The sequence below is a fragment of the Nostoc sp. NMS2 genome, from assembly GCF_017115105.1.
Classification (GTDB): domain Bacteria; phylum Cyanobacteriota; class Cyanobacteriia; order Cyanobacteriales; family Nostocaceae; genus Nostoc.
Genome location: NZ_JABXKH010000083.1, coordinates 1 through 22,248, shown reverse-complemented (window position 1 = coordinate 22,248; position 22,248 = coordinate 1). Strand labels below are relative to the sequence as shown.

Annotated in this window: 19 protein-coding genes and 2 pseudogenes; 18 read left to right on the top strand and 3 right to left on the bottom strand. The window is 42.4% G+C overall.

Annotated elements, in window-relative coordinates:
* The 12 genes and pseudogenes from HWQ36_RS15880 to HWQ36_RS15825 form a co-directional block, all read left to right on the top strand.
* Positions 1–911: pseudogene (locus tag HWQ36_RS15880) on the top strand (AAA family ATPase); the annotation flags it as partial.
* Positions 908–1,450 carry a hypothetical protein gene (locus tag HWQ36_RS15875; protein WP_292704543.1) on the top strand — a complete coding sequence of 181 codons (543 nt, stop codon included), beginning with the start codon at positions 908–910 and terminating at the stop codon, positions 1,448–1,450. The pseudogene HWQ36_RS15880 and the gene HWQ36_RS15875, both read left to right, overlap by 4 nt.
* A complete protein-coding gene (locus HWQ36_RS15870) occupies positions 1,389–2,120 on the top strand; it encodes a hypothetical protein (RefSeq protein WP_292704540.1) in 732 nt (243 codons plus the stop codon). Before HWQ36_RS15875 ends, HWQ36_RS15870 begins: the two co-directional genes overlap by 62 nt.
* 4 nt (positions 2,121–2,124) lie before the next feature.
* Positions 2,125–3,183, top strand: a complete 1,059-nt coding sequence (locus HWQ36_RS15865; RefSeq protein ID WP_292704537.1) for a hypothetical protein — start codon at positions 2,125–2,127, stop codon at positions 3,181–3,183.
* A complete protein-coding gene (locus HWQ36_RS15860) occupies positions 3,180–3,899 on the top strand; it encodes a hypothetical protein (RefSeq protein ID WP_292704534.1) in 720 nt (239 codons plus the stop codon). The genes HWQ36_RS15865 and HWQ36_RS15860 overlap by 4 nt, the downstream gene beginning before the upstream one ends.
* Positions 3,896–5,335, top strand: coding sequence for a hypothetical protein (locus HWQ36_RS15855; protein ID WP_292704531.1), 1,440 nt, complete (start codon positions 3,896–3,898; stop codon positions 5,333–5,335). Before HWQ36_RS15860 ends, HWQ36_RS15855 begins: the two co-directional genes overlap by 4 nt.
* 143 nt (positions 5,336–5,478) lie before the next feature.
* On the top strand, positions 5,479–6,282 hold the full coding sequence (locus HWQ36_RS15850; RefSeq protein ID WP_292704529.1) for a hypothetical protein: 804 nt from the start codon (positions 5,479–5,481) through the stop codon (positions 6,280–6,282).
* Positions 6,283–6,379: 97 nt separating this feature from the next.
* Positions 6,380–7,066, top strand: coding sequence for a hypothetical protein (locus HWQ36_RS15845; protein ID WP_292704526.1), 687 nt, complete (start codon positions 6,380–6,382; stop codon positions 7,064–7,066).
* A 4-nt stretch (positions 7,067–7,070) separates the two neighbouring features.
* On the top strand, positions 7,071–7,640 hold the full coding sequence (locus tag HWQ36_RS15840) for a hypothetical protein (protein ID WP_292704524.1): 570 nt from the start codon (positions 7,071–7,073) through the stop codon (positions 7,638–7,640).
* A gap of 34 nt (positions 7,641–7,674) precedes the next feature.
* Positions 7,675–9,438, top strand: a complete 1,764-nt coding sequence (locus HWQ36_RS15835; RefSeq protein WP_292704521.1) for a TraM recognition domain-containing protein — start codon at positions 7,675–7,677, stop codon at positions 9,436–9,438.
* Between the two features lie 261 nt (positions 9,439–9,699).
* Positions 9,700–10,116, top strand: a complete 417-nt coding sequence (locus tag HWQ36_RS15830) for a hypothetical protein (protein ID WP_292704518.1) — start codon at positions 9,700–9,702, stop codon at positions 10,114–10,116.
* A complete protein-coding gene (locus HWQ36_RS15825; protein ID WP_292704515.1) occupies positions 10,109–11,356 on the top strand; it encodes a hypothetical protein in 1,248 nt (415 codons plus the stop codon). Before HWQ36_RS15830 ends, HWQ36_RS15825 begins: the two co-directional genes overlap by 8 nt.
* Positions 11,357–11,601: 245 nt before the next feature.
* Here HWQ36_RS15825 and mobF read toward each other — a convergent pair whose 3' ends face one another.
* On the bottom strand, positions 11,602–16,743 hold the full coding sequence (gene mobF, locus HWQ36_RS15820; RefSeq protein WP_292704513.1) for a MobF family relaxase: 5,142 nt from the start codon (positions 16,741–16,743) through the stop codon (positions 11,602–11,604).
* Positions 16,744–16,757: 14 nt separating this feature from the next.
* Between mobF and HWQ36_RS15815 the strand changes: the two genes are divergently transcribed.
* From HWQ36_RS15815 to HWQ36_RS15795, 5 genes are all read left to right on the top strand, one after another.
* Positions 16,758–16,907, top strand: a complete 150-nt coding sequence (locus HWQ36_RS15815) for a hypothetical protein (RefSeq protein WP_292704510.1) — start codon at positions 16,758–16,760, stop codon at positions 16,905–16,907.
* 582 nt (positions 16,908–17,489) lie between these two features.
* The gene (locus tag HWQ36_RS15810; RefSeq protein WP_292704545.1) at positions 17,490–18,596 is read left to right on the top strand and encodes a ParM/StbA family protein; all 1,107 of its coding nucleotides are present in this window, start codon (positions 17,490–17,492) and stop codon (positions 18,594–18,596) included.
* Positions 18,597–18,612: 16 nt separating this feature from the next.
* Positions 18,613–19,047, top strand: a complete 435-nt coding sequence (locus HWQ36_RS15805) for a hypothetical protein (RefSeq protein ID WP_292704507.1) — start codon at positions 18,613–18,615, stop codon at positions 19,045–19,047.
* Positions 19,048–19,152: 105 nt separating this feature from the next.
* Positions 19,153–20,004, top strand: coding sequence for a hypothetical protein (locus HWQ36_RS15800; protein WP_292704504.1), 852 nt, complete (start codon positions 19,153–19,155; stop codon positions 20,002–20,004).
* Positions 19,920–20,438 (top strand): hypothetical protein, encoded by a 519-nt coding sequence (locus tag HWQ36_RS15795; protein WP_292704501.1) that lies wholly within the window; start codon positions 19,920–19,922, stop codon positions 20,436–20,438. Before HWQ36_RS15800 ends, HWQ36_RS15795 begins: the two co-directional genes overlap by 85 nt.
* A 491-nt stretch (positions 20,439–20,929) precedes the next feature.
* Here the strand turns inward: HWQ36_RS15795 and HWQ36_RS15790 are convergent, their stop codons facing one another.
* Positions 20,930–21,055, bottom strand: a complete 126-nt coding sequence (locus HWQ36_RS15790; RefSeq protein ID WP_292704499.1) for a hypothetical protein — start codon at positions 21,053–21,055, stop codon at positions 20,930–20,932.
* Positions 21,056–21,060: 5 nt separating this feature from the next.
* Entirely contained in the window at positions 21,061–21,591 is a 531-nt protein-coding gene (locus HWQ36_RS15785; RefSeq protein ID WP_292704497.1) for a hypothetical protein, read from the bottom strand.
* Positions 21,592–21,638: 47 nt separating this feature from the next.
* Here HWQ36_RS15785 and HWQ36_RS15780 point away from each other — a divergent pair.
* A pseudogene (locus HWQ36_RS15780) lies at positions 21,639–22,248 on the top strand (hypothetical protein); the annotation flags it as partial.

The following is a 22,248-nucleotide window of genomic DNA, read 5'->3' as shown; positions in this document are numbered from 1 at the left end:
GCTTGCTATCACAAACTATAGAATCTGTAATCCCTTTGGGTACAAAAGCCTTTTATGAAGATGCCGAAATCCAAGAGCGATTTGAATTAGCGCAAAAAGCCGGTATAAACACCCCAGAGTGGGCGAATACACCGACATTGGTAGATATGGAGAAATTCTTTTCTCCTGAGTGGATTTCGTTAGGCTATCAGGATGACAACGTAGAAAAAGCGTTAAATTATATTCGCTTGCGATTACAGTATTGGCAAGCAAGTAGTATTGGTAGCGCTATCTGCAAGCCTTCAACTTTTCAAGCCGATAGCCAGTTGATTACCTTTGCCCTCACTAATCTGCAATCAGGAAAGGACGCAGAGGTATTTGGGATGTCAGCATATATCGCCGCATCCCGTCAATCTCTCTCTTCCCCCAATAGTGTATTTTTTATGGATGAGGCTAGCGTATTGCTGGGATTTTCCGCATTATCGCGGCTTGCGGGTCGTAAATGCGCTACGGCTCGAAAGCAAGGCTGCCGAGTTTTTCTGGCTGCACAAGATATCATTTCTATTGCCAAATCCTCAGCAGGAGAACAAATATTACAAAATATGCCCTTGCGGTTGATTGGGCGGATTGTTCCAGGAGCGGCTAATAGTTTCTCTGAGTTGCTGGGCATCCCTAGAGAAATTATTGATAAAAACGAGAGTTTTATCCCAAATATTCAACAGCTATACACTTTGTGGCTGTTGGACTACAACAACAAATATGTTCGTTGCAGATATTATCCATCCTATCCACTGTTGGCGTTGGTGGCTAATAGCAGAGAGGAACAATCCACACGAGATAAATTTAAGAAAACTTACAGAGACAAGTTTACCTGGGTGGCAGAATTTTCTAAGTATTATGTCGATTGCGTTAAGCAAGGGAAGCCGTTATGAAGGTACTATCATTAGCTATTCAAAATAAGTTATTGTTGGCGATGCTCGCGGGTGTTGCGTCAATAGGAAGCTTTCAGGTTTGGCAATACAATCAAGCTCAATACGAAAAACTTATTAGCAATGCAAAGAACGACTGCGGGGTTTACATAAAATTGGGCGAAGATGCAGTTAAAAACAGCCCTAGTTTGAAAGCAGTGAAGTATCAAAATAAGTTACTCCGGGGACTAAAACAACCAGGAATCAATTCGGACTCCGCCGATCCTGGGGGGTACGTTATGATTTTGCGATCTCCGGCTTCCACCCTTCCGCCTAATGCTTTACCGTTTGACGACCCCTTTTTTACGAGCTTGTTAAATAAGGAAGATGCACCGAAAACATTAATGGTTTCAGCAGTTGCCTTTGATTTACCAAAAAAAAAGGCGACTGTCAAATCTTTCTGTACCAAAAAACCTTTTGTAGTGAACCTAGATAATTTGTATGAAAGATACCAAACGATTGATCGCGATCTCAGGCACAGTGATTTTGATATCCTTTTCTAGCGTCCCAGCCAACGCTCAAACTAATCAAAACCAATCTTTTCTGACTCAATTTCAACAAATCTATAGTAGTTTGCAGACTTACATTAGTAATTATCAGAAAGAGTTTTCTAAAAGTTTGGGCAAGTTGTTAGCAGAATTAACCCAGGCGATTGAATCTAGCGTTGGGGATTTAGGTATTCCTGATCCCCTAAAAGCTGGTAAGAACATTGAGAAGGTCATTGCGAAACAAGAAGGAACGTTGCTGACATTAGACCCTCGCATCCAAGCCGACAATGCCATCAAGGATTGGAACCAACAATATACACGCGGACAGTCTCAATCAGTTCTTGGCGCTCTTGGACAGCGATCCCAGTCACAGGAAGCAGAAACAACTAATGATGCTACCTCCCAATCAAGCGAAAATGCGATCGCCGCGCAGGATGATGTCATCACCCAAGAGATTCTCAAAAAGGTAGCTATTCAAAACTTACAAAGCGTTGTAATTGCTAAATCAATTCACTCAGAAGCGCAGAAACAATCCCGTTCCTTGGCAGTTACAAATATCAATCTTGCTGATATTTCCGGTCGCATGGATGAGCAAGCGGCAGCAAAGGATCAGGAATCTAATGCGGCTACTCGTCAAATCATCCAATCTGCCGCAGCTAACGATTCATTCTGGAAAAATCAATAATCAAATGATAGCGCTCTTAACTATTCTTTTTGCTCAAACTACGGGACAGCAAGCGGGGGAAAATACAGGGACTACAAACGCCGGAGAAATAGTAGAAGGGGCGATTAATGGCGCAGACCTAATTTATAAATCATTTGAGAATGATTGGTCTGAATTGGCATCTGGAACAAACCCAATTTATACGGCTGTTGTTGCCGTTTCTACTCTTGCGGCTGTTGTCATGATCGGCTTTGCTTCATTCGGCTGGTACAGGAAATATGCAGAAGAGGGATTTGGATTTGATTTTATCTCCGAGATGGTTTTACCCTTGCTAGTAATTGTCATGCTGAGTAACAACGGGTTCCTTCTCGCCAACACGACAATCGCCTTAAAAAACGTATCCACTGGACTAAATAGAAACATTTTAAATATTACTAGAAATGGAGTGAATTTGAGAGATGCTATCAGAAATGTAAACGCTGACCAAAGCTTTATCTTAGCCGCGCAGATAGCCTTATCCGATTGCGAAAAACTGAGCCAGGAGAAGAAAGAAGGAGAAGAATTAAGCAAGAAGCAAGCTTGCATCAAGGATTCTCTAGAAAAGACTCGAAAATCCGCACAGGAAGCTAGAGAAAAGACTGGTGCAGGTTCTGGGGGCGGAAGCTGGAATCCATTAGACCTTAGCGGTGAACTAATCAATAGTGCAATCCAAGGCTTTGTTTATGTAATTCTCAGTGGGCTATCAGCAGCTTTTCAATATATCGTCCAACTGTCCTTCTTAATGATTGCATTCGTCGCCCCTGTCTTCCTAGTTCTATCTTTACTGCCTTTCCAAAGCAAGCCTATCTATGCTTGGTTGTCTGGCTGGCTAGGACTAACATTGGTTCTCATTTCGTACTCGATAACAGTCGGAATTATTGCCAGCGCAATTGTTTCTAAACCTTCGAGTAATCCTTTATTATTGCAACTACTACAAGCCATTTTCTCGCCATTACTCGCGGTAGCCATCGGCACGGGGGGCGGGATGGCTGTATTCTCAGCGTTTACCAGTGGGGTTAAATTCTCTGTGGGTTTAAGAAGATGAAATTATTAGAGAGAAAAGAGTTAAACTTTACCCCAATTTTCTTAATAGTCAATGCTGTTTTATTGGCGATTGTTCTATTAATAGAAGTTGTAAATTTTGCTCGACTAGGAACAATTTCTAAAACTAAAGCTTCAACCTTGGTGGAATTGTCTGACGGAGAATCGATTCGAGTTCTGCCTATCAGTAGTAGCGATCGTTCCCCACAAGCTATTACCCATTTTGTTGGTAAAACAATGACAGGGCTTTTGAGTTGGAACGCACTCCCCAAGCCAACTGATGATTACAATCCAGACCCCACTAAACAATTAAAATTAGATGCTGGGGTAGCAACATCAAAAGCCAAGATTACTACTAGCACATGGGCTTGGGGCTTTGCTCTATCAGAAGATTTTCGCGCCCCATTCCTTGAGGAGATAGGTAATCTTACGCCGCCCGATGTTTTTAATGGATATACGCAGTCAATTCTAAAAGTCAGCCTTATTAGTCAGCCTACTCGGATTAAAGATGGTCAATGGAAAGTAGACATGGTTGCGAATATTGTTATTTTCCAAGGCAGTAATTTAGTTGGTAAGCCCATCGCTTTTAACAAAACTGTATTTGTCAGGGCGATTGATACGGCTGCCCTGCCTAGATTTGCGTCCGATGTTCAAGAAACCGCCTCAAGGGTTCGTAAAGCGGGGCTGGAAATTTACAAAATCCAAGATTTAGATTTATGAAAAAGAACACCCAATCAGCTTTGCCAGAGGCAACTATTGAGATAGAAGAGCAAGATTTTGCCGCGATGAACGGCGCTAAAACAACAAGGGTTGACGATTCAATTCAACCCTCCGAGAACCCCGCCCCAGAAGAAATTGTTACTGCTCGAACAGTCTCGCAATCTCCACTCTTAAAAATGGGCGTTATTGCCCTGATCGTGCTTGCCTTTGTGACGATCGTCGGAGCTTTGATTGGCAATTCAATGAACGCCTTGAATTTTTCCAGTAACAAGGCACAGCCGCCTAAAGCCAAAGAACAAACGCCAGAAACAGAAGTGGTGGACGAGACAGGCAAGGATAAAACAGCGCTTGCTCTGACTAGCCAAAATTACGAGTTAAAGCAGATTCGCGATCGCTTGCCAAACCCAAACCCAACGCCGACCCCTAGCGCAACCTTAGCCCCAGCCCCAATCGCACCCGTTACCCCTCCGATGCAACCAGTGCAGCGTGGACAACGTTCTTACCCAGTCGCCAGTCATCTAGCGCCTAGAACCTTTCCCACAGCTAGAGTATCGCAACCTCAGCCTCGACCCCAGTCCCAGCCCAAAATTGCCCAGCCGATCAGACAATCTCCTTTGGCGTTCCCAACGGCTGCAACCAACGCCCCCACCAAAGACCCCACTCAGCAATGGCTTCTCGCTGCAAACGCTGGCAGTTTAAGGAGTTCAGTCGATGAATCAGAAAGCGAGAAACCCATCAAGACTAATGGAATTGAAGGAGGTACGGGAGGAGCAAAGCAAGTGGCCCAGAACACTACCATTAATTACAACGCTCTTCGCGTAATTGTTGGCAGCACCGCAGAGGGTAGGCTAGAAACGCCGATCGCTTGGGGCACTGGTGACGCTGGCAACCAGAATTACTTGGTGAAACTAACAAAACCCTTAAAAGCCTCAGATGGAAGGGACGTACTACCCGTGGGCGCTTATCTGGTTGTTCAACTAGCAGAGTCCAATGGTTCGGGTTTCGCCAAACTGCGCGGTGTTTCAGTGTTGGTCAATATAAACGGCGATACGCAAGAAAAGCAACTCCCAGAAAATGCCGTTCTGATAATGGCCAAGGATGGTGGTTTCTTAAAAGCAGAGTCTCGCAGAGGCAGTAATCTGGGCAACAATTTCATCTCTGCTATTGTTGCGGGAGTCGCCAAAGCTGCCGAAGTACAGAATCGCCCCATAACTCAAGTCAGCAGTAACTCTAATGGCTTCTCTACTAGCTCCACTACCAACGAGCAAAAAGACCTATCCGCCGCTTTTGGAGAGGGTGCATTTAATAGCGTTCTTGATAATATCAAAAGCTCAAATGTTACACGTTCGCAACAGTTAAGCGGCAAAGAAGAAGTATTCGTGATTGACGTTGGTAAGCCAGTACAAATATTCGTTAATCAAACAATATCGCTTTAGTCAATTCGCAATGGGCTAACGCCCCGCTCCGCTAACGCAATTCGCAATTCGCAATTAACACCCCACGGATGAATACGCTTCCTCTGAATATTGATACTACGTGTTTTATCTTTCCTGTTAAGAGTTAAGAGTTCCCTGTAAAAATGTTAAATAAACTCGCTATTGTTACAACTTTCTTAGTAGCTACTGCCTCAAGCGTGGTAGCAATGCCCATCCTAACGGTTTATGAGAATGATGCAAACTCCAAGGCTATCGAATTAAAGGTGTGGAAGGGCTACGGTTTAACTATTAATTTGATGTCTACAGGGGAAACTATCAAGCAAGTTTGGATCGGCGATCCCAGTCGCTTCGCCTTTACTTCAAATGGTGCTTTATGCCAGTCATCAGGCAACGATTCTGACTGCACAGGAGGCAAAGCGACTGTAATTTTCCTTCGCCAGATTGACCCGATTAACTTCCCTGTTACCTCTAGCAGCAATGGAAGTACTCAAATTACAGTGCTTACCAATGAAAAGCAGTATCAATTTAAGATAGTCCCCGCTACTGGCAACCCAGCCTATACAAGCTTGGTGGTTAAATCTGAGTCAGATCGACCCTTGCCAATTACCCGTCCGCGAACACCGCAACCGCTAACAGTCCAAAAGCCGCAATCAGCGCCGCCAGTAGTTCAGCAGCCCTCGCCCCCGCCTCAGCCTGTTGCCGTTTTCCGCCCCAATCCTGGGACTACCCTAAACGGCGCAATTCAGAGGAACGATGCTAATGCTCTCGCTTTTGGGCTGGCAGAAGCTGGGCGGAAAGGTCAAGTTAAACCCGGATCTACCACCTGGAACAAGGTACAAGATGCAATTAAATTGTTACGGCGTGGCAAGACTAGAGATGAGGCGATTTCACTTTCTCAGGTTGATAAAACCACTTTTAACCAATTACTTGAATGGGGGCAATTATGAGCGATTTCTTGAGGTATATTCGTGAAGACTTGCACGATTTTTTGTATTTGTGTAGGTTTGAAAGAGAAAGAAAAATGTCCCGATTACTCCAAGAAAAATGATGAAATCTAAACTCTTTCTACTGACTGCAATCGCTTCTTTCGTTCCGCTTTCCGTCTCAGTCGCACAGACACCGACTATCGATTATTCGCATGGCTTGTACAAAACTGCTGCTCCCGATTGGTCAAAAATTACATGGGAAACGCTGCCGCCCATTCAGCAACCAGGATTTTTAAAGATACCTAAAAACCTGATTTCGACTTTTGGCTACGACCCCTCGCGTTCGTGGACAGCAGGGCAAAAAGTAGACTCTGTTGTGATGTTGGGCGATGCTGATGATGCCTTTAAGATGTCTGCCTTGAGCTTAAAGGATATTGGCACGCTGGCTTTGCCCACTACAGCCACAACCACCAAACCCACCCTCAAAGACTTTGGATTAATCCAATGGCAAACGCCAAAAACATTAGTTAAAGCAATGCCTGAATTAAGCAATTTGAGCCTATCAGAAGTTCCCCCATTAGCCGATCTATTTTCTAGGAATGGTGCTGGACTGGGTAGCGGCACTATTTCTCAAGCCATAGCCTCAAATCCTCAAGCCGCAAACCTGACACTAGATAAGATTGACCTAAGCAAATATTCGCTTGATTCAATTCCTGGATTGACCAAAACTCAGCTAGTCAAGTTTGAGGCATGGCAGCAAGCTTATGTCAATCAAATTCCTAAATATAAGTCAAGTTCCCTTTGATAAAATGCCTCAGCCTATTAGCTCTGGCATTGGTGTTGTGGGTATCGCGTCGGTTGTACTTGGTACGGCTGAAAAGGGCAACGCTTGGGCTGGGAATGATTACTTTGTATCTGGTAGCGTTGTCAGAGGCGATCGCACTTTAACAGTCGCCTGTCCTCCAGGCAAGGAATGCTCATACTTAGAAATGGGGGATTTTGCTGGCAAACAAGGCGGCTTGTATGGTAAGCGTTGGGCATCTGGTTCATCCCAACAAGTCAGAGGTGGCTATGGTTTTCTTGCTGCTGTCAATGGTGGATTTGAACCAACAGGGCGGCTAGTGTATGGTAGTGGGTTCAAAGTGGCGCTAACTGGAGTTACAGCGCTTCCGGCTATTATGCAATACAGTTTTTTTCCTTGCCCTCTCCTATCAAAGCTTTCAGATTTGGGAATGTACCTCATAGCTGCCGTAAGTGCTGTAATGAATCCCTTGGGACTGCCGACTTTGGCTTATTCTTTAGGATCTGTGCGCGACCGCCATTTCAGCAGAAAACTTGCACCCCTTACTTCATTGGGCCAGTTCCCTGGTTGCCCGTGAGTGAGAATGATTTGGTTATCGTGGGCACTGGGCGATGACCAAAACCGCAAACACTATTGTTAGCCCAAATCAATTTATTCCCGCAGGACTTGAATCAGCGCTGTTTTCTCCCGCAGGTTTAGGGGTACTCGTTTGTGGCGCGGTGATTGTAATCGCCAAAATCATCGATAGTAGGGCAGGGTTAGCCAAGCTAGCGACAGCGCGCTGGGGCGGGACAACAGAGAAAACAGCGGCTCGTCAGTTGGCGTGTAAACAAATCCAACAACGCTTGCATAACCGAGTATCACTGTATGTGGGAACTCCCAAGAATACAACGAGCGAGGTTATTAATGATGTCCGTAGAACTTGCATCCCTGAAGATTCAACAACCCTTTACTTCCCAGAGGCACAGCGAGGCATCCTAGTTTGTGGTGGCCCAGGGAGTGGAAAGTCATTTTCAATGATTAATCCCCTGATTCGCTCTGTAATTGATCAGGGCTTACCTCTGGCTTTATATGATTTCAAATACGCCTCCCAGGAATCAGGTGATTCTCCATCTAAAGGGCAAGCTCCAATACTTGCAGGGTATGCGATAGAACGCGGTTATCAGGTTACTGTGCTTGCCCCAGGCTTTGCAGAATCAGCAGTTGCCAACCCTATAGATTTTCTTCGCAGTAATGAAGACTCAGAAATGGCACGGCAGCTTGCGATTACACTCAATCGCAATTTCCAACTCGGTGATCAAGATTCTGGAAATAGCTTTTTCACCAATGCTGGAGATCAGTTAGTCCAAGCCGTTTTTATGCTGGCAAAGGGCACAGAGTATCCAGATATCATGATGTGCCAAGCGATACTAGGGTTGCCAAAGTTAGTTAAGCGCATTGAGCAAGCAGAAAATCTGAATTTCATGGTTAGAGAGGCTTTCGCACAGTTTGTATCTGTTGCAGGGTCGCCAGAAACAGCAGCTAGTATTGTGGGTACAGCTAGCGGATTGTTCAGCCGTTTTATGGTTCCCTCTGCCTTAGCAGCGTTCTGTGGAAAAACTAATATTCCACTGGATTTGAAGGGACGGCAGATGGTGGTATTCGGGATGAACAAAGAAAAGCGTGATGTAATTGCCCCTTTGCTAGTATCGATTTTGCATCTATTAGTTAGTCGGAATGTAGCTAACAAACGGACTTGTCCAATTGTTTTGGGGATTGACGAGTTGCCTACTCTTTATTTACCAGCACTGGTTGATTGGCTGAACCAGAATCGGGAAGATGGTTTGGTATCGATACTGGGATTACAAAATCTCTCAATGCTGATTGAATCTTATGGTGAAAACACAACTAATGCCATCTTTGGTGGTTGTGCTACCAAAGCATTCTTTAACCCCCAAGATGATGTCGCCGCCGAACGATTTAGTAAGTTTTTAGGTGAAGAGGAAATTAAATACAAGCAACGTTCTCGCTCATCAGGAGGTAAGGGTGGTGCAAGCATTTCTAATTCTGACCAAAACAGTACTCGCAAGTTATTTGATGTCAATCAATTTAACACCTTACCATCGGGAAAAGCAGTAATTATTAGTCCCGGTTTTCGTTCTCGTGGTCAAATAAGTTTGCCAATCTTGCAATCAATTAAGATTCCTAAGCATGAAATCCGGTCTGAAGCTGACAGTGTGAAAGCTTGGTACGAGTTTCAAAAGTTCTTATCTAAAAAGTCTACTCTCTTAACTCCAGCAGATGAAGAAATGAAAATTCGCCGAGCCTCCGCGATAAAATTGTTACCTTTAATAGAAAACCAAGAGCAGTTATCAGAATATGCAAGTCTGATTTAACGAACAGAATACATGCGTCAGTCGCCAGAATTCAGAATTGAATTCTGTACGAGTGGCGGATGAATAAACGGGTTTAAGTTCCCCACTAAATCTCCGATTTAGTGGTGCAATAATCAAGTGGTGGGTCTGAATCCCCCACTCATTAATTCTGACTCCTGTTAGCGGTAGCGGGGCGTTTAGCCCATTCAGAATAGCTGAATTCTTCTTTAAAGTGAAATTTCCTGCCCTTAATAGTCATCACAAATATTCAAGATAAATACCATGTCGTCACGCGATTTTTACTCACTTAATGATTATGACAGACGAGAAATTGCAAAACTTCCACCTCAGATAGCAGCTTTAGCAGATAAATATCCATGTGAGATTGTAAATGTTGTCGATGCTTGGGACGATGAGCCTTTTGGGATTAATTATGTTCCTCAATATGTTGAAATTTATAGCGATGCTGGTGAAAAGGCTAGCTTGTGTATTTTAGACGGGGTTCTCACTGACTATACACCTGCTAATCCAGAAATTAATACCTCAACTGTCCAAGTAATCATTGATGGCAAGTTTGCTTATATCGAAATTGAAGGAAGGGTAATAATCAATCATTTGGGCGGAATAATTCTCCCCAAAGTAACTGTCAATCCTTCGGAGTTAATTCAAGTTTTACTAAAGGAATTAAATCATGATTGATGATGGAGATGCCAAAGAAATTAAACGTGACTACTTGGATATTCTAGAAGCCCTACTTAAAAATATTCAGCAAAAAGCAAAATCAAAAGAAATACCGACTAGCAACGATATAAGTATTTATGCTGGTGGTCAGCAGGTATATAAAGGACTTGTCGGACAATCACCATCTAAAAATTTATTGACTTCCGAACAACTAGAGAATATTAACAAAGCGATAACTGACCCCAAAAATTCTCAAGGTACTATCTCGATAAAGATTGGTAAATCGGAAGTTTTTCGCGTTCAAAATGGACGGATAACCAATGATTTATTAGGTTTAGCTCCCCCATCACAGCCAAATAAAGTTGTAACGAAGGAGCGAATTTATAGTGTAGAAGCTTTGCAAAAACAAGTGAAAGTTTTACAAAGTAAACTTCAAGCACAGCAAAAACTTGTTGAAAGTATCAAAGAGACGCAACAAACGCCCGAATCGCTGTCAAAGCTAATTGACCAAGTTGCCGAAATGGGTAAATCTTTGGAGAAACAACAGCAGTTGATTGAAAATACTCAAAAAGCATTGTCCCAGGTGAATGAACGTTCTTTACCACAAGTTAAAAATACGGTTCTTCAAAATTGGGTGGGTACGGTTGAGAACAAGGTAAAACAAACTGCCAAGAATGTTTTTGAGTGGGTTAAAGATGCGCTAACACCTGAAGTTACCAAGCTCAGAAAGGAAATTACTTCACTCAAATCTCAAATTAATGAACAAATTACTAGCTTCAAGGATGAAGTTAAATATCAGACTGACAGTGTAAGAAATGAACTCAATCAACAAGTTGGTAACTTAACAGGAGAATTACGTACACAAGCAGATGGTGTTAAAAACACTGTTGAGCAAAGCCTTATGGGTGTTAAGTCAGCTATTGACAATACTCGAACTGAATTACGGGCTGCTGTTGATGATGTTAAAGGTCAAGCAATTGAACAGAGTGTCAAAGCAATGCTGAATATCTTGGGCAAAGATAACCCTGATGGTTCTAAGAGTTTTAAAAGTACAAATTTTGATTTTGAACGCCTTGGCGATAATGTAATTGTTCGTGCCAAAAACGGCGAGGCTGTTCTCACTGATGGAGTTTTATCGCCTAACGTTTCAGAGAAACAGTTACAGGCACTTGATAAGGTTCAATCTGTTGTTGATATGCATCATCAAATTGAAAATAATGCTCAACAAAACTCAGAGTTTAGAGCTATAAAGAGATAGAAAATTGTATCTTTATATGACGGGCGCATTGATAAAAGTGGAACGGCTAACCCGGATTTCTCACCATATCTCTCAAAACCTTGTGCAGGGGAGCAGAGGAGCAGGGAAGAGATTTGTACAAGTTCTTTCCCCTCTGCCCCTCTGCATTTCAAGCTTGTGAGAAATGCGGGCTAAGGATGATGAGGGGGAATAAGATTGCGGTGAAAGGTTTTGAATATATCCTTTCCCCTTTCTCTTAGAAGTATTTATCGTCTAAATTTATTTTGTTTGCTCTCATGGGATTGGGGGATTTCCAACAAGATCATAATCCGGGCTTTGTCCTCTCTAATTAATTGGCGAACCATATTCATTTTCTGTTCAAAAGTTAAAGATAAGTCAGCTTGACCAACAGGGTAAAATAACTTGTTGACTTGATCACCTTTGACTTTTTCACCTTGAGCATATTTCCCTACTTCAATAAATAAATCTGACATTTGTTGTTTATCTAAATGCTGGAGCATCTGCTTTAGAAGTGACTTTATATTTGTTGTAACTTGTTCCTTTTCTTCGACAGCACCAGCAGTTTTTTGTTGAAGGCACTCCGACAATTTATCAATTATGGCGACTACATTGGTGACAATCTTAGTAAATTCACTATTAGCAGGATAAAAAGATAGTTCCTTGATTACAGTTGGTAATGTTTCAGCCAGTGCAGACTCAACAGACGACTGCTCAACATAATCAACTATCGCATTTATGGCGAGTTGTGATATTTGACGTTGTTCTGATTGAATTAATGCTGTTGTCAGTTTGTCTAATGCAGTTGCTCCATTGGTTAAAGAAAGCTGATATTGTGAGAGTTCCTTAATTAGTATTAGTAAATCAACCTCTTCCTCTTCAACAGACGACTGCTCAACATAATCAGTAATCGCATTCACAGTGAGTTGCGAGAGTTGGTGTTTTTCCTGTTCAGCCAGGGCTGATGAGAGTTGGTCTAATGTGATTTTTCCATTGGTTAAATCCTGCTGATAATGTGAAATTTCCTCGATTAGAGGTTGCAATGTTTCAGCTAGCGCAATCTCAATAGATGATTGCTCAACAAAATTAGTAATTGCGTTTATAATTCGTTCAGTACTTCCATAGCTTGTTGTCTGCTCAAGAATTGCTGAATTTTTTCTGTCAGTGTCTCCTGAGATGCTCTCTGTTCGCTGATTTGTACCCCGACTGCCTCCAAAGAAGAGGTTAATTCTCGCAATGTCGGCTCCAAGTTGCTCGATTTCTTGGAGTTCAAGGTATCCGCTAATTGCTTTAAGAAGTCTGAGTGACTCGCGCTCATTTCGCTCATGTTCTCGGATTGGGCTAATTCCAAGCACTGAATCTTCTCGCTCAGTTTGGAGTTGTTGGTTGACAACTGCTGTATTTTTTCGGTCAACTGGGAGTGACTGATTAACAATTCCTCTATCTTCTCGGTTAGCAACTGTATCTGTGTTGGGTTGTTGTCTATTGAAGTCATTGGTTTTTACCTGTGGTTGATTTTGTAAAGAACGAACGGACACTATCGGCTTACGCGGTGGTGATATCGTGGCAGCACGTTGTAAATGATTCTGCTGTTCCCAGTCTCTTAAACGCTTTGCTTCATGGCTCAATTTCTCGTAAGCTAGTGGCCCACGAGCGACTATGAAATCATCAACACCTTTTTCTGCCCCTGGCAAGCTGACAACTTTCACTCTTGCTCCAGCTTTTTGTAACAATCTTCCAGTCACGGAAATATCTCGCTCGATATGGAGCTTAGTTTCAGGCTTGGTTTCATAGTCAAAGCAGAATTTGATTTCTCGAGAAGGTGTGGCGAAAACTGCCAACTCTTCATGCAGAAAAGACTTGCCAATTTTCTTGCCAAACTCATCTTTGGGAGTTCGGTATCCCGCCGAAATCCCAGGCAGCCCAATGGCAGCATAACCCTGACTCAACAGACTGGCTGCTTTTTTCGCGCCTTCTGCGACCGCACACGGGATATTATGTTTCCAGACACAGTACCAAAATCCTGATTGGCGATCGCTATCACTGGGGTTCACCTTGTGTTTGGAGTAAATGCGTTCGGCAATATCGTCAGGGACATCTAGCAAGAAGATACTTAATTCAACTTTTGGGGGATGCTCATATTTAATGAATTTCCCTTCAATTATTTGATTATTCTCATCTTTTTTGGGTCTTGGTTGATTTGGCTTGTAGCATCCCCATCGTTTAAGAGTTGGTTTATCACCTGGGGTTAAATCAGCAAATGAACGCGGATCAACTCCAGCATCACACCACCATCCTCCAGCATCAAGATGAGAATATGTTCTGATTAATCCCTCCGTTAACCTCCCGGTATTTGTACGATTAAGTTTTTCGCTAACCATCAGCCTTTCCCAAGCCTCATGCTCACCACCTGCATAGTTAAACTGAAGACTCTCAAAGTTTAGCGCCGCAATTTCTGGGTGAATGGCACTTGATTCAAACTCTTGCCAGTGCTTTGGTTCAAGAAAATTGGGAATGTCTTTACTTCGATGTGGTGTCCAAAATGCTTCTGTGGGGACAGCAGATTTCAGTACTGGCTTGTCGATATGAGGTTTTGTAACGGTTGGTGGTAACTCTATCTCTTTTAGCTTGACTACAGTTTCTAAGCTTGTTGCAACCAATGACGCTTTTTTCCTAATTGGCTCAGAGACTTGCTTTGTTTTTAGTGGTTGAACTTTCAATACTGGTTGAGCTACTGTTGCCTCGTGCTTTAATACTGGTGGCTCCTCAGAAGAGGCACTTATATTTATAGTTATCGCAAGCTGAGGCGAAAGTTGGTGCTGCTCAATCGTCGATTTCTGAACTTGTTTTCGTAGCAATTCCAAGGCATTATCTTTGGCTTTCGACTGTTGCGCCAACTCTACCAATCGTGTTGGATCTTCGGTGTAAATCTTTAATTGATGCCTTGCACGGCTGGCAGCAACATAAAAACTTTCCTGTCCAATGGTGAAGTCTGCCGAAATTAACACCCGATCCGCAGTTTTCCCCTGACTACTATATGTTGTACTCACAAGGGCATAGTCTAAGTTTTGCGCCTGTGCCAAACTAATGGATTCAGTACGCTCATCAGCATATTTAATCTGGACGATATTCAGGTCGATGGCTGTTACAGTAAATTCCTGCCCGTTGCGTCGTCCCAATTGCTGATCGTTTTTCTTCCATTGCAAGCGATCGCCCACAGCAATTTCAATCTGGTGACTCTGGTAAACCGCTTTCTCAAAAGCCGTGTCTACATCCATTACCTGACCATTATCACCAATTAGGGTCAACTTATCAGTAGTTCGACCTACCACTTCATATAATTTGCCTTTATCCAGCCCCCGGCGTTTGTAATCCCGTGTCGGCATGACCACATCACCAATTTCAAAGTTATGGGCAAACCGCATCTGTACTTTTGTCAGATTTTTGGTTTGCAATTGGGTGATGGTTGCAGTTTCTCCCAAAGTTCCTTCACCCTTGAGCTTGTCTCGAATCGCTTGGGTAAGGGCAAGTCTTTCTGTATTTGTTCCAGCTAACACAAGAGTTTTGAGTCGCTGCTCTGGTGTCCCTACTATATAATCATTGGCGATCTGCTCTATTTTGGAAAAACTATCTATAGAAAGTATGGAACCGTTGGCTTCTAGTCGTTCAAAACCAGCTTCAATCCTGCCATCAGCAATTAAATCTACTGCTAATTTTAGTTGAGGGTCTTTTTGGCGCAACGATTCATTGAGGTGTGCGGTTTTAATTCCTGCTTGCTGCAAGGATTTGAAGGGATTACCTGCTGATACTGCTGACAACTGCCGAGTGTCACCGACTAAAATCACCCTAGCTTTAAGTAAGGTTGCTCTTTGTAGGAGTGCATGGGCATCCTTAGCACTGAGTAAACCCGCTTCGTCCACAATCCAGATTTGATTTGGTTCAATCTGTGGTGGTGGTTCCGAAACCAGTAATCGAGCAACAGTCTCAGACTGAATTTTTAACTCTTCGCTCAAAACCTTAGCAGCAGAGGAACTAGGGGCGAAGCCAATAATAGTGTAGCCGGCATCCCTTGCGATCGCTTTGAGTTCTTTAAGAGCAAAAGTTTTCCCAGCACCAGCTACCCCCTGCCATGCAATGAATTGGTCAGATGTAGTTGCAGCTAATTCTACCGCTTCCCGTTGCCCTTTGTTCAGTAAAGTATTCTCCAAAAGGCTTTCAACTACTTCCGGGTGCGAAATTGGGTTAACGTTGCCAAGTCTTAGCTGCATTAACTCTATTGTCGCCAACTCCCGCCGGACTGCTGTCATCGTTGTAAATTGATGAGTTAAACCTGGCAAGCCGATTAACTCCTGGTGGGATTTTATCAATGGCTCAATGGCTGTTACATCAGTGGCTAAACGTTCTTCTAGGACGAATTTTTCTAAGTCTTCCTGGGTAAATGCTACATTCCTTTCTGAGCAGTGAGCGATCGCTAAATTCAAAACGTGACTCAAATTCAAATCATTGGCTGGTACATTCTCCCAAGCTTCCCCAGGTTTGACAAAGGTAATTCCTAGCGCCGCTGCTTCTTCAACCCAGTAAGCTTTTAACTCTGACTCTGGTAACTTTTCCTTACGCTGGCGAGTATTATCCCAAATTTTTTCACGTTCTGCCCAGGTGGAGTTAGCTCCAGCAAGAGCGAGTATTTGCTGTCGGCGTTGAGAAAATGCCTCTAAATCCTCTTCCTTGAACCCTTTTATATCAAATTGCCCATGTTTGCGGAGTTCTATCTCGTAGCCAAGCTTCTGCACCTCACGCGCCAGATAACTTTGATACGCCATTCCCAAGAATTTCTTATTGGCGAATATCTCGTTATTACCCAAACTCAACCACCTACCATCTGGAGTTTGGGTCATGTTCATCAGCAAACAATGGGTGTGCAGATGTGGGTCTAAATCCCGACTTTCGATGTGATCGAACTGCGCGACGACCAAGTTACCAGTTTTAACTCTATGTCTGCCGCTATTATCTGTCACTCTGGTATAGGCATAACGCTGCTCTATTAGCTCCAGGGTTTCTTTTAGCGCCTGATGATGGGCATCAATCAAACGAGTATCCCCGCCCACCAAGGCCATCAAGCTTACACTTTTGGGCGCAGAAAATGTACAGTCTAATGCGGCTCTGCGTTCTCCTTTCCCCTTTTCTTTGACTACTCTGGCATTCAATACCTCACGACCATCAGGCGTAAGCCCCTCGATGATATTTTTAAAAGCTTCTTCATCATCGACTGCCCCTGACAACCCCAACTTTTCAGCACCTTGACCACTCCAAAGCGACTTTCCTTGGTGATAGTAATTCTTGACAAAGTAGTTCACCGCCATTTCCGAGGACACGTTAGCAGCTGTCAGCATGGCTCACCTCTGGGATGGGGTTTACAAAAGTTAATCCTTGTTATATTCCATCTGTTGGTGCAACAAACTCTCGTCAAGAAATTCTGATTATTATCTCTGTTGGCAAGATAATCACCTTTGCAATAAGTATTGAAGTCAAAATCAATCTCCGTCATCAAACTTAGTGGTGCTTGATGGCGACTGAAAAGATTTTCGTGTTCCTTAGACTTCAACTTTTTTTCCAAACAGGTAATTGCTATTTAATATAGCAAAAAACTACAGCATTCTTTCCGCCAAATATGGCGTACTGTGCGTCAGAAAAAGATGGATTGTGTGGCTTGTGGTTGTTTTAGCTAATTACTAGATAATTGGGATAATCCTTGAGAAAATTGGGAAGTATCAGGAAGTGCTAGGAAGTCTTGGGAAGTCTTAGGAATTGTTGGAAAATATTAAGCTAATGAGAATTTGGTGAGGAGATGATGTTAAATAGTTGAAAAGGTAAGAAATGAATTGGAGATTTGGGAGATATTGTTTAGATATTGGGAGATGTTGAATGTAATTGGTAAAAATTGGGAAATTGGAGATTTTGCCGAGATTTTCTATCAGATGCACGAATTCATGAAAAGTCAAAGAGTATTGCCAAAACTGTAATCTTTCTTCGTAGATGTGCGAACAATCACGGTTCGAGCGGTTTATATTGAGAGTAATTATCAATTAGATAGACAAAAAAAGGGTCAAAAACAGGGAGAATTTTTCTTGTGGATTTAATGTTGAGTCTTGATCCGGGAACTTCAATGACGAAGATGGTTTATCGTGTTCTCTCGGAGATTTCGTACAAGTCAGAATTACTGTGTATGGAACCAGAGTTAATTAAGATTTCCAAAGACTCGTTGGATTTATATGAGTCTGGGCAAATGAATCGCCCCAATCCAGAGAATGAAGCATGGATAGAGTACAACGAAGAATATTATGCGGTTGGCTTTTTGGCACAAAAGTATTTTGAAGCGCGAATCAATTTTTTAGAACTCAAGTATGAGAACGCGATTCCAAAAACTTTGGCAGCAGTGGGGGCAATAGCGATTAGAGATTCTTTGAAGGCAAACTTTGATTTATCCTTGGGACTGCTATTGCCTTATGGGGAGTGGGAAGATAGAGAGAGATTGGAGAGGGGTTTAACTAAGGCACTGTCTAGCTTTAGCTTTCGAGGGAAACAATTTTGTATAAATCTGATTAACTTTCAGTGCTTGCCCGAAGGTGGGGGACTGATATTGACGCGAAGTAAAAAACTTGGCACAGATTTCAATAAAATGAACATTGCTGTGGTGATGCTGGGTTTTCGGGATATATCAGCCGTAATCTTTGAGCGTGGTATCTCAACTGGAAAAACGGAAGGATTGGGCTTGGCGTGGATGCTGGAGAGAATCAAAAGCCGAACATCAGGGCAAAACTTACATGATCTGTTAAAGGCTGTTCATCTATCAGGCCCGACATTGAAACCGAGATACTGCAAACCTTTGGCTCGGAGCAAGAAGTCTGATTTTAAGGTTGAGGAAATAGCACAAATTATTGAAGTGGCTGACTTATCTCGTAAAGAATACTGGGAAAGGGTATCCACTTGGCTCAAAATTAATATTCCTGCCCATATTGAGCAAGTCATTATTGGTGGTGGAACGTCGGAATATTTAGGCTCGGAGTTGAAAAATTTGTTTACTCATACCGACATTTCATGGGCAGCAGAATTATCTGAGGATGTGCGTTTAGCTTTTAACCTGCCGATTAAAAAAGATGCCTTGTGCTTGCGTTTCACTGATGTATATGGATTGTTTCGTTACCAACACGCTACATCATCCATTTCAAACCATCGTGCTTCTTAATTAAAGGAATAATGAAATGCTTTCAGATGTTGAGTTTCGCTTACGAAGTAGAGTTAAGGCTGATAGCTCCGAAGCGGTGGTAATTAAGTATCTAAATTCCAAGAATACTCTTTATCCTGCTAGGGATATGGCGATGATTGCCATTAGCAGTTATTGGTTGCCTTTAGCTTATCAAGCTGTGGATCAATCCGTGAATTTAGAGCCACACATTCGTGCTTGTCTTTACCGCCTTCAACTCCACTCTTCATATTTGATGGGACTGCTGGGAGAAATCCCCTCTCAAGGAACGCCGATGATTGCAGTAGCCTCTAATCAATCACAGCCATTACAACTAATACAATCATCACCATTACCAATATCCAGGACTTTAGTCAAAGAACCATTACAAATAGCCAGAACTCCCGTACCAGAAGAATTGGAGTCGGAAACTGACTGGTTAAATCCTTTTTAGGACTGACCATTTTTTGAATTGATTTGACGCATTGCTCCTTTCTTAGCATCTTTTTCATTAACGCAAATATCTCGTTTCAGGCTTTTTAACTAGGAGTGCATGATTATGTATCAACCACAAGAACTTTTCAACAACCTCTCACCATCAGAAATTAGCCGGACTTTACGCTTGAGTGGCATACCTGAAAAAGAGTTGTATACCGAGAATGATGCAGACAGGTTTCGTGAATGTCGCACCTTAATCGAGCAGGGTGGAAATGATGAGGAAGTAATGGCTCTATTATCTCCAATTGTTGACAATGCACTGTCAGAAACTCAGGGCAATTCCTCGTCCTCACCGAAGAATGGAGGGAAAAAACAAGGGAAGAAAGCCCAATTACCATTAGATATTACTGAATTACTAGTTATTGCTCGTGAAAGAGGCTATAAAATCGCACTTTCTCAGGCTTTATTAATTCTCCAAGTCTGCGGACTATCTGAGCAAGATGAGTATAGCCCAGATGAGTGCGAACGCTTTCTTGAAACCTACAAATCAATAAAAGAGCAAAACAAATCCTTTGAAGAAGTTGCATCTGAGTTAGCTGCTCTAAATGAGTCTGGGATTTCTCAGCAACTAAAATTAGATGCAGTGATTGAGAATGTTAGTGAAAAAGCTGTAGCTGCCAGAGATGATTTATCTAATCTTATTGATAGGATTACTGCCGCCGAAGCTGAAGAAATAACTGGCTTAGTTCAATCACTTTACCTGAAAAATGTCGCATTGAAATTGCAACAGAGCGATTCGGGAAATAATCTGTTTGCTCAATTAGAAGAAAGAATCATGGCTCGAATCGCCCAAAAAAAGCAACAGAGGGCACAGTTATCTGGAATGAATTGGGAGACGACACCCTCATTGCCTTCTTCGCCAATGCCGATGCTGTCGCCCAACGTATCCAAGAATGGAATGAATACCGATTAAAACAAGAAATTGCAGCCAAAGAACGCACTATTGATATTCAAGTCGAAAAAGCCTCTGATGCTAAAGCCAATAAATTAGCTGCCCACAAGCTGGAAAAAATACAGGCATGGAACGAAGCACAACTAGAACGTCAAAAACTTCGTCAAAAACGCTTTGAACAGTTCAAAGGACTTGTTTTTTGGCTCGGTGGTTGGGTCGGTTCTGGCCGCTCTGGTATTTTCTTTTTTGGCTCTGCCATGTTAGCTTCTGCGACTTTTGCAGGAGTAACAATCATTAATCTGCCAACAAATCTTTCCTGTCCTGATCGCAAAAGTCCCTGTTATCTGGTATACCAAATGCGATTTAACAATAAAAGTGTGATTCTTCCACAACAGACCAAGGATATTATTGCTGAGTATGAGCGCAATAAGAGTAAACCTAAACGGCGCAGATAATTAATTTATCAAGAAAGGCAGAGGGCAGGAGGCAGAAGGCAGAAGGGAATTCTGATTCCTACCCTCTGCCACGACCGAAAAGGAGTAAGGGTTTAAGACCCCCACTGAACAAGAGTTCAGTGGCTCCAAGTCAGGAGGGGTTTGAATCCTATCGACGACTTGTTCCTTCTGCCCTCTGCCCTCTGCCTTCTGCCTTCTTCAATAGAGGAGAAAATACTGTTAATTCTCCTCTAAGCAATTTTTTAGTCAGGTATAAGTCATTCCCTACAAGCTTTTGAAGCCATTGGAGATCTGTATTTTTAGTCAGGTTTTCAAGTATGTTTTGTATTGCTCTGAGTTGCATTCCAGAAAGTCTAGATAGTCCTCAGCAGCGAAAGCGATTGATGCTTTTATCAAAGAGCTATGTGACAAGTAAACCTTAATATCTAGTAGCGGATTAGTTTTATGCAGGAGCAAAAGACGTTAGAAACTTATCAACAGGCGATCGCAATTTATGAAACTGCGATCGCTGCTTTACTTAACGATGCGTAACCGCCGTAGGTATCGCTTTTTTTCACATATCCAGATAAAATCACTGTATTTGATGGATAAAAACTTTCTTTACAGCCTAACCTCACCGACTTTAATAGGAGGTGTCCTTATCGAAAGGTAAGCTGTCAGCATCCTCAAAGTTCCGCAGGTCTTGTTCCATCTGAATCCGGCGTTGGGCGTAGGTTCTGTTATCTTCAATCCTTCCCCTCATCTGCCATGCACCAAAATTAATACCCTTTTCTGCGTATTTAGCAGACACTTTGTTGTAATCATCAACCTCGATTTTCTTGCGCCACTCAAGCTGTTCAAGGGCACTTTCACTGATACCAATTTTCTGAGCATATTCTACATATTCAGGTCTGAGAGAACCATCTGGGTTAAATTCCCTTTTCTCTTGTTCGCTGAAGAAATCGTAGGCTGTGTAGATTGGCCATGGTTCTGGATCAGTCTCGTCCAAGTGCTTCCACTCATCGTATCTCGCTTTTACTCTACGAGCGTAGTCATCGACTGCTTCTGGATGTGCGCCAAGAGATAATTTTTGTTGTCTTACTTCATCTTTTAAAGTTCCATCTGCATTGAATTCTTCCTCATGCATATTTATCCAACGCTTAATTCTCGACATACAAACCTCTCAAGATATTAAACAAATTGTATTAACTTCTTAAAACCATGACTCTGGAAATTAAACATTTTGATCCCAGGCTCAATCAATGGATTTATACAGATGATAGCAAAGCTGACTCTCAATCAATTTTAACTGAAAAACTCAGTAATACTTTACTAGAATTTTACTTTCCTGACAAAGAATTCTCATTTGGACACTCAGATGAATACAGCACTGATGAAGAATTAAAAAATCATCCAGATGGACAGATTTTATTACTGTCTTCTAAGACTCGCTTACTTTATGGAGATAAAGAATGTTTAGAAACGATTCAAAAAATCTGTCCAGATAGTAAAGACCGTGGAGCTTATGGTTCCATCTTCCTTGGGGCTTGTAAAAATGCGATTCACGAAAAGCTAAACATTCTAATAGTAGATGATTCTACTAATAACAGGGGTGAGAATGGAGGGATATTATCGAATGATTTGGCATATAAACTAGTTGGGGACTGTTATGGACAGATTTCGACACAACTCTATGACAAAGTAACCTTAAGAGAATCCCAAGCAGATAAAAGCTATCGTGTAATCCAGCATCGATTTGGTTGGGTGGATGGAGTAGGAGAAGATACTACCAAATATCGTTTTGGCAAAGGAACACTCCGACCATACAACT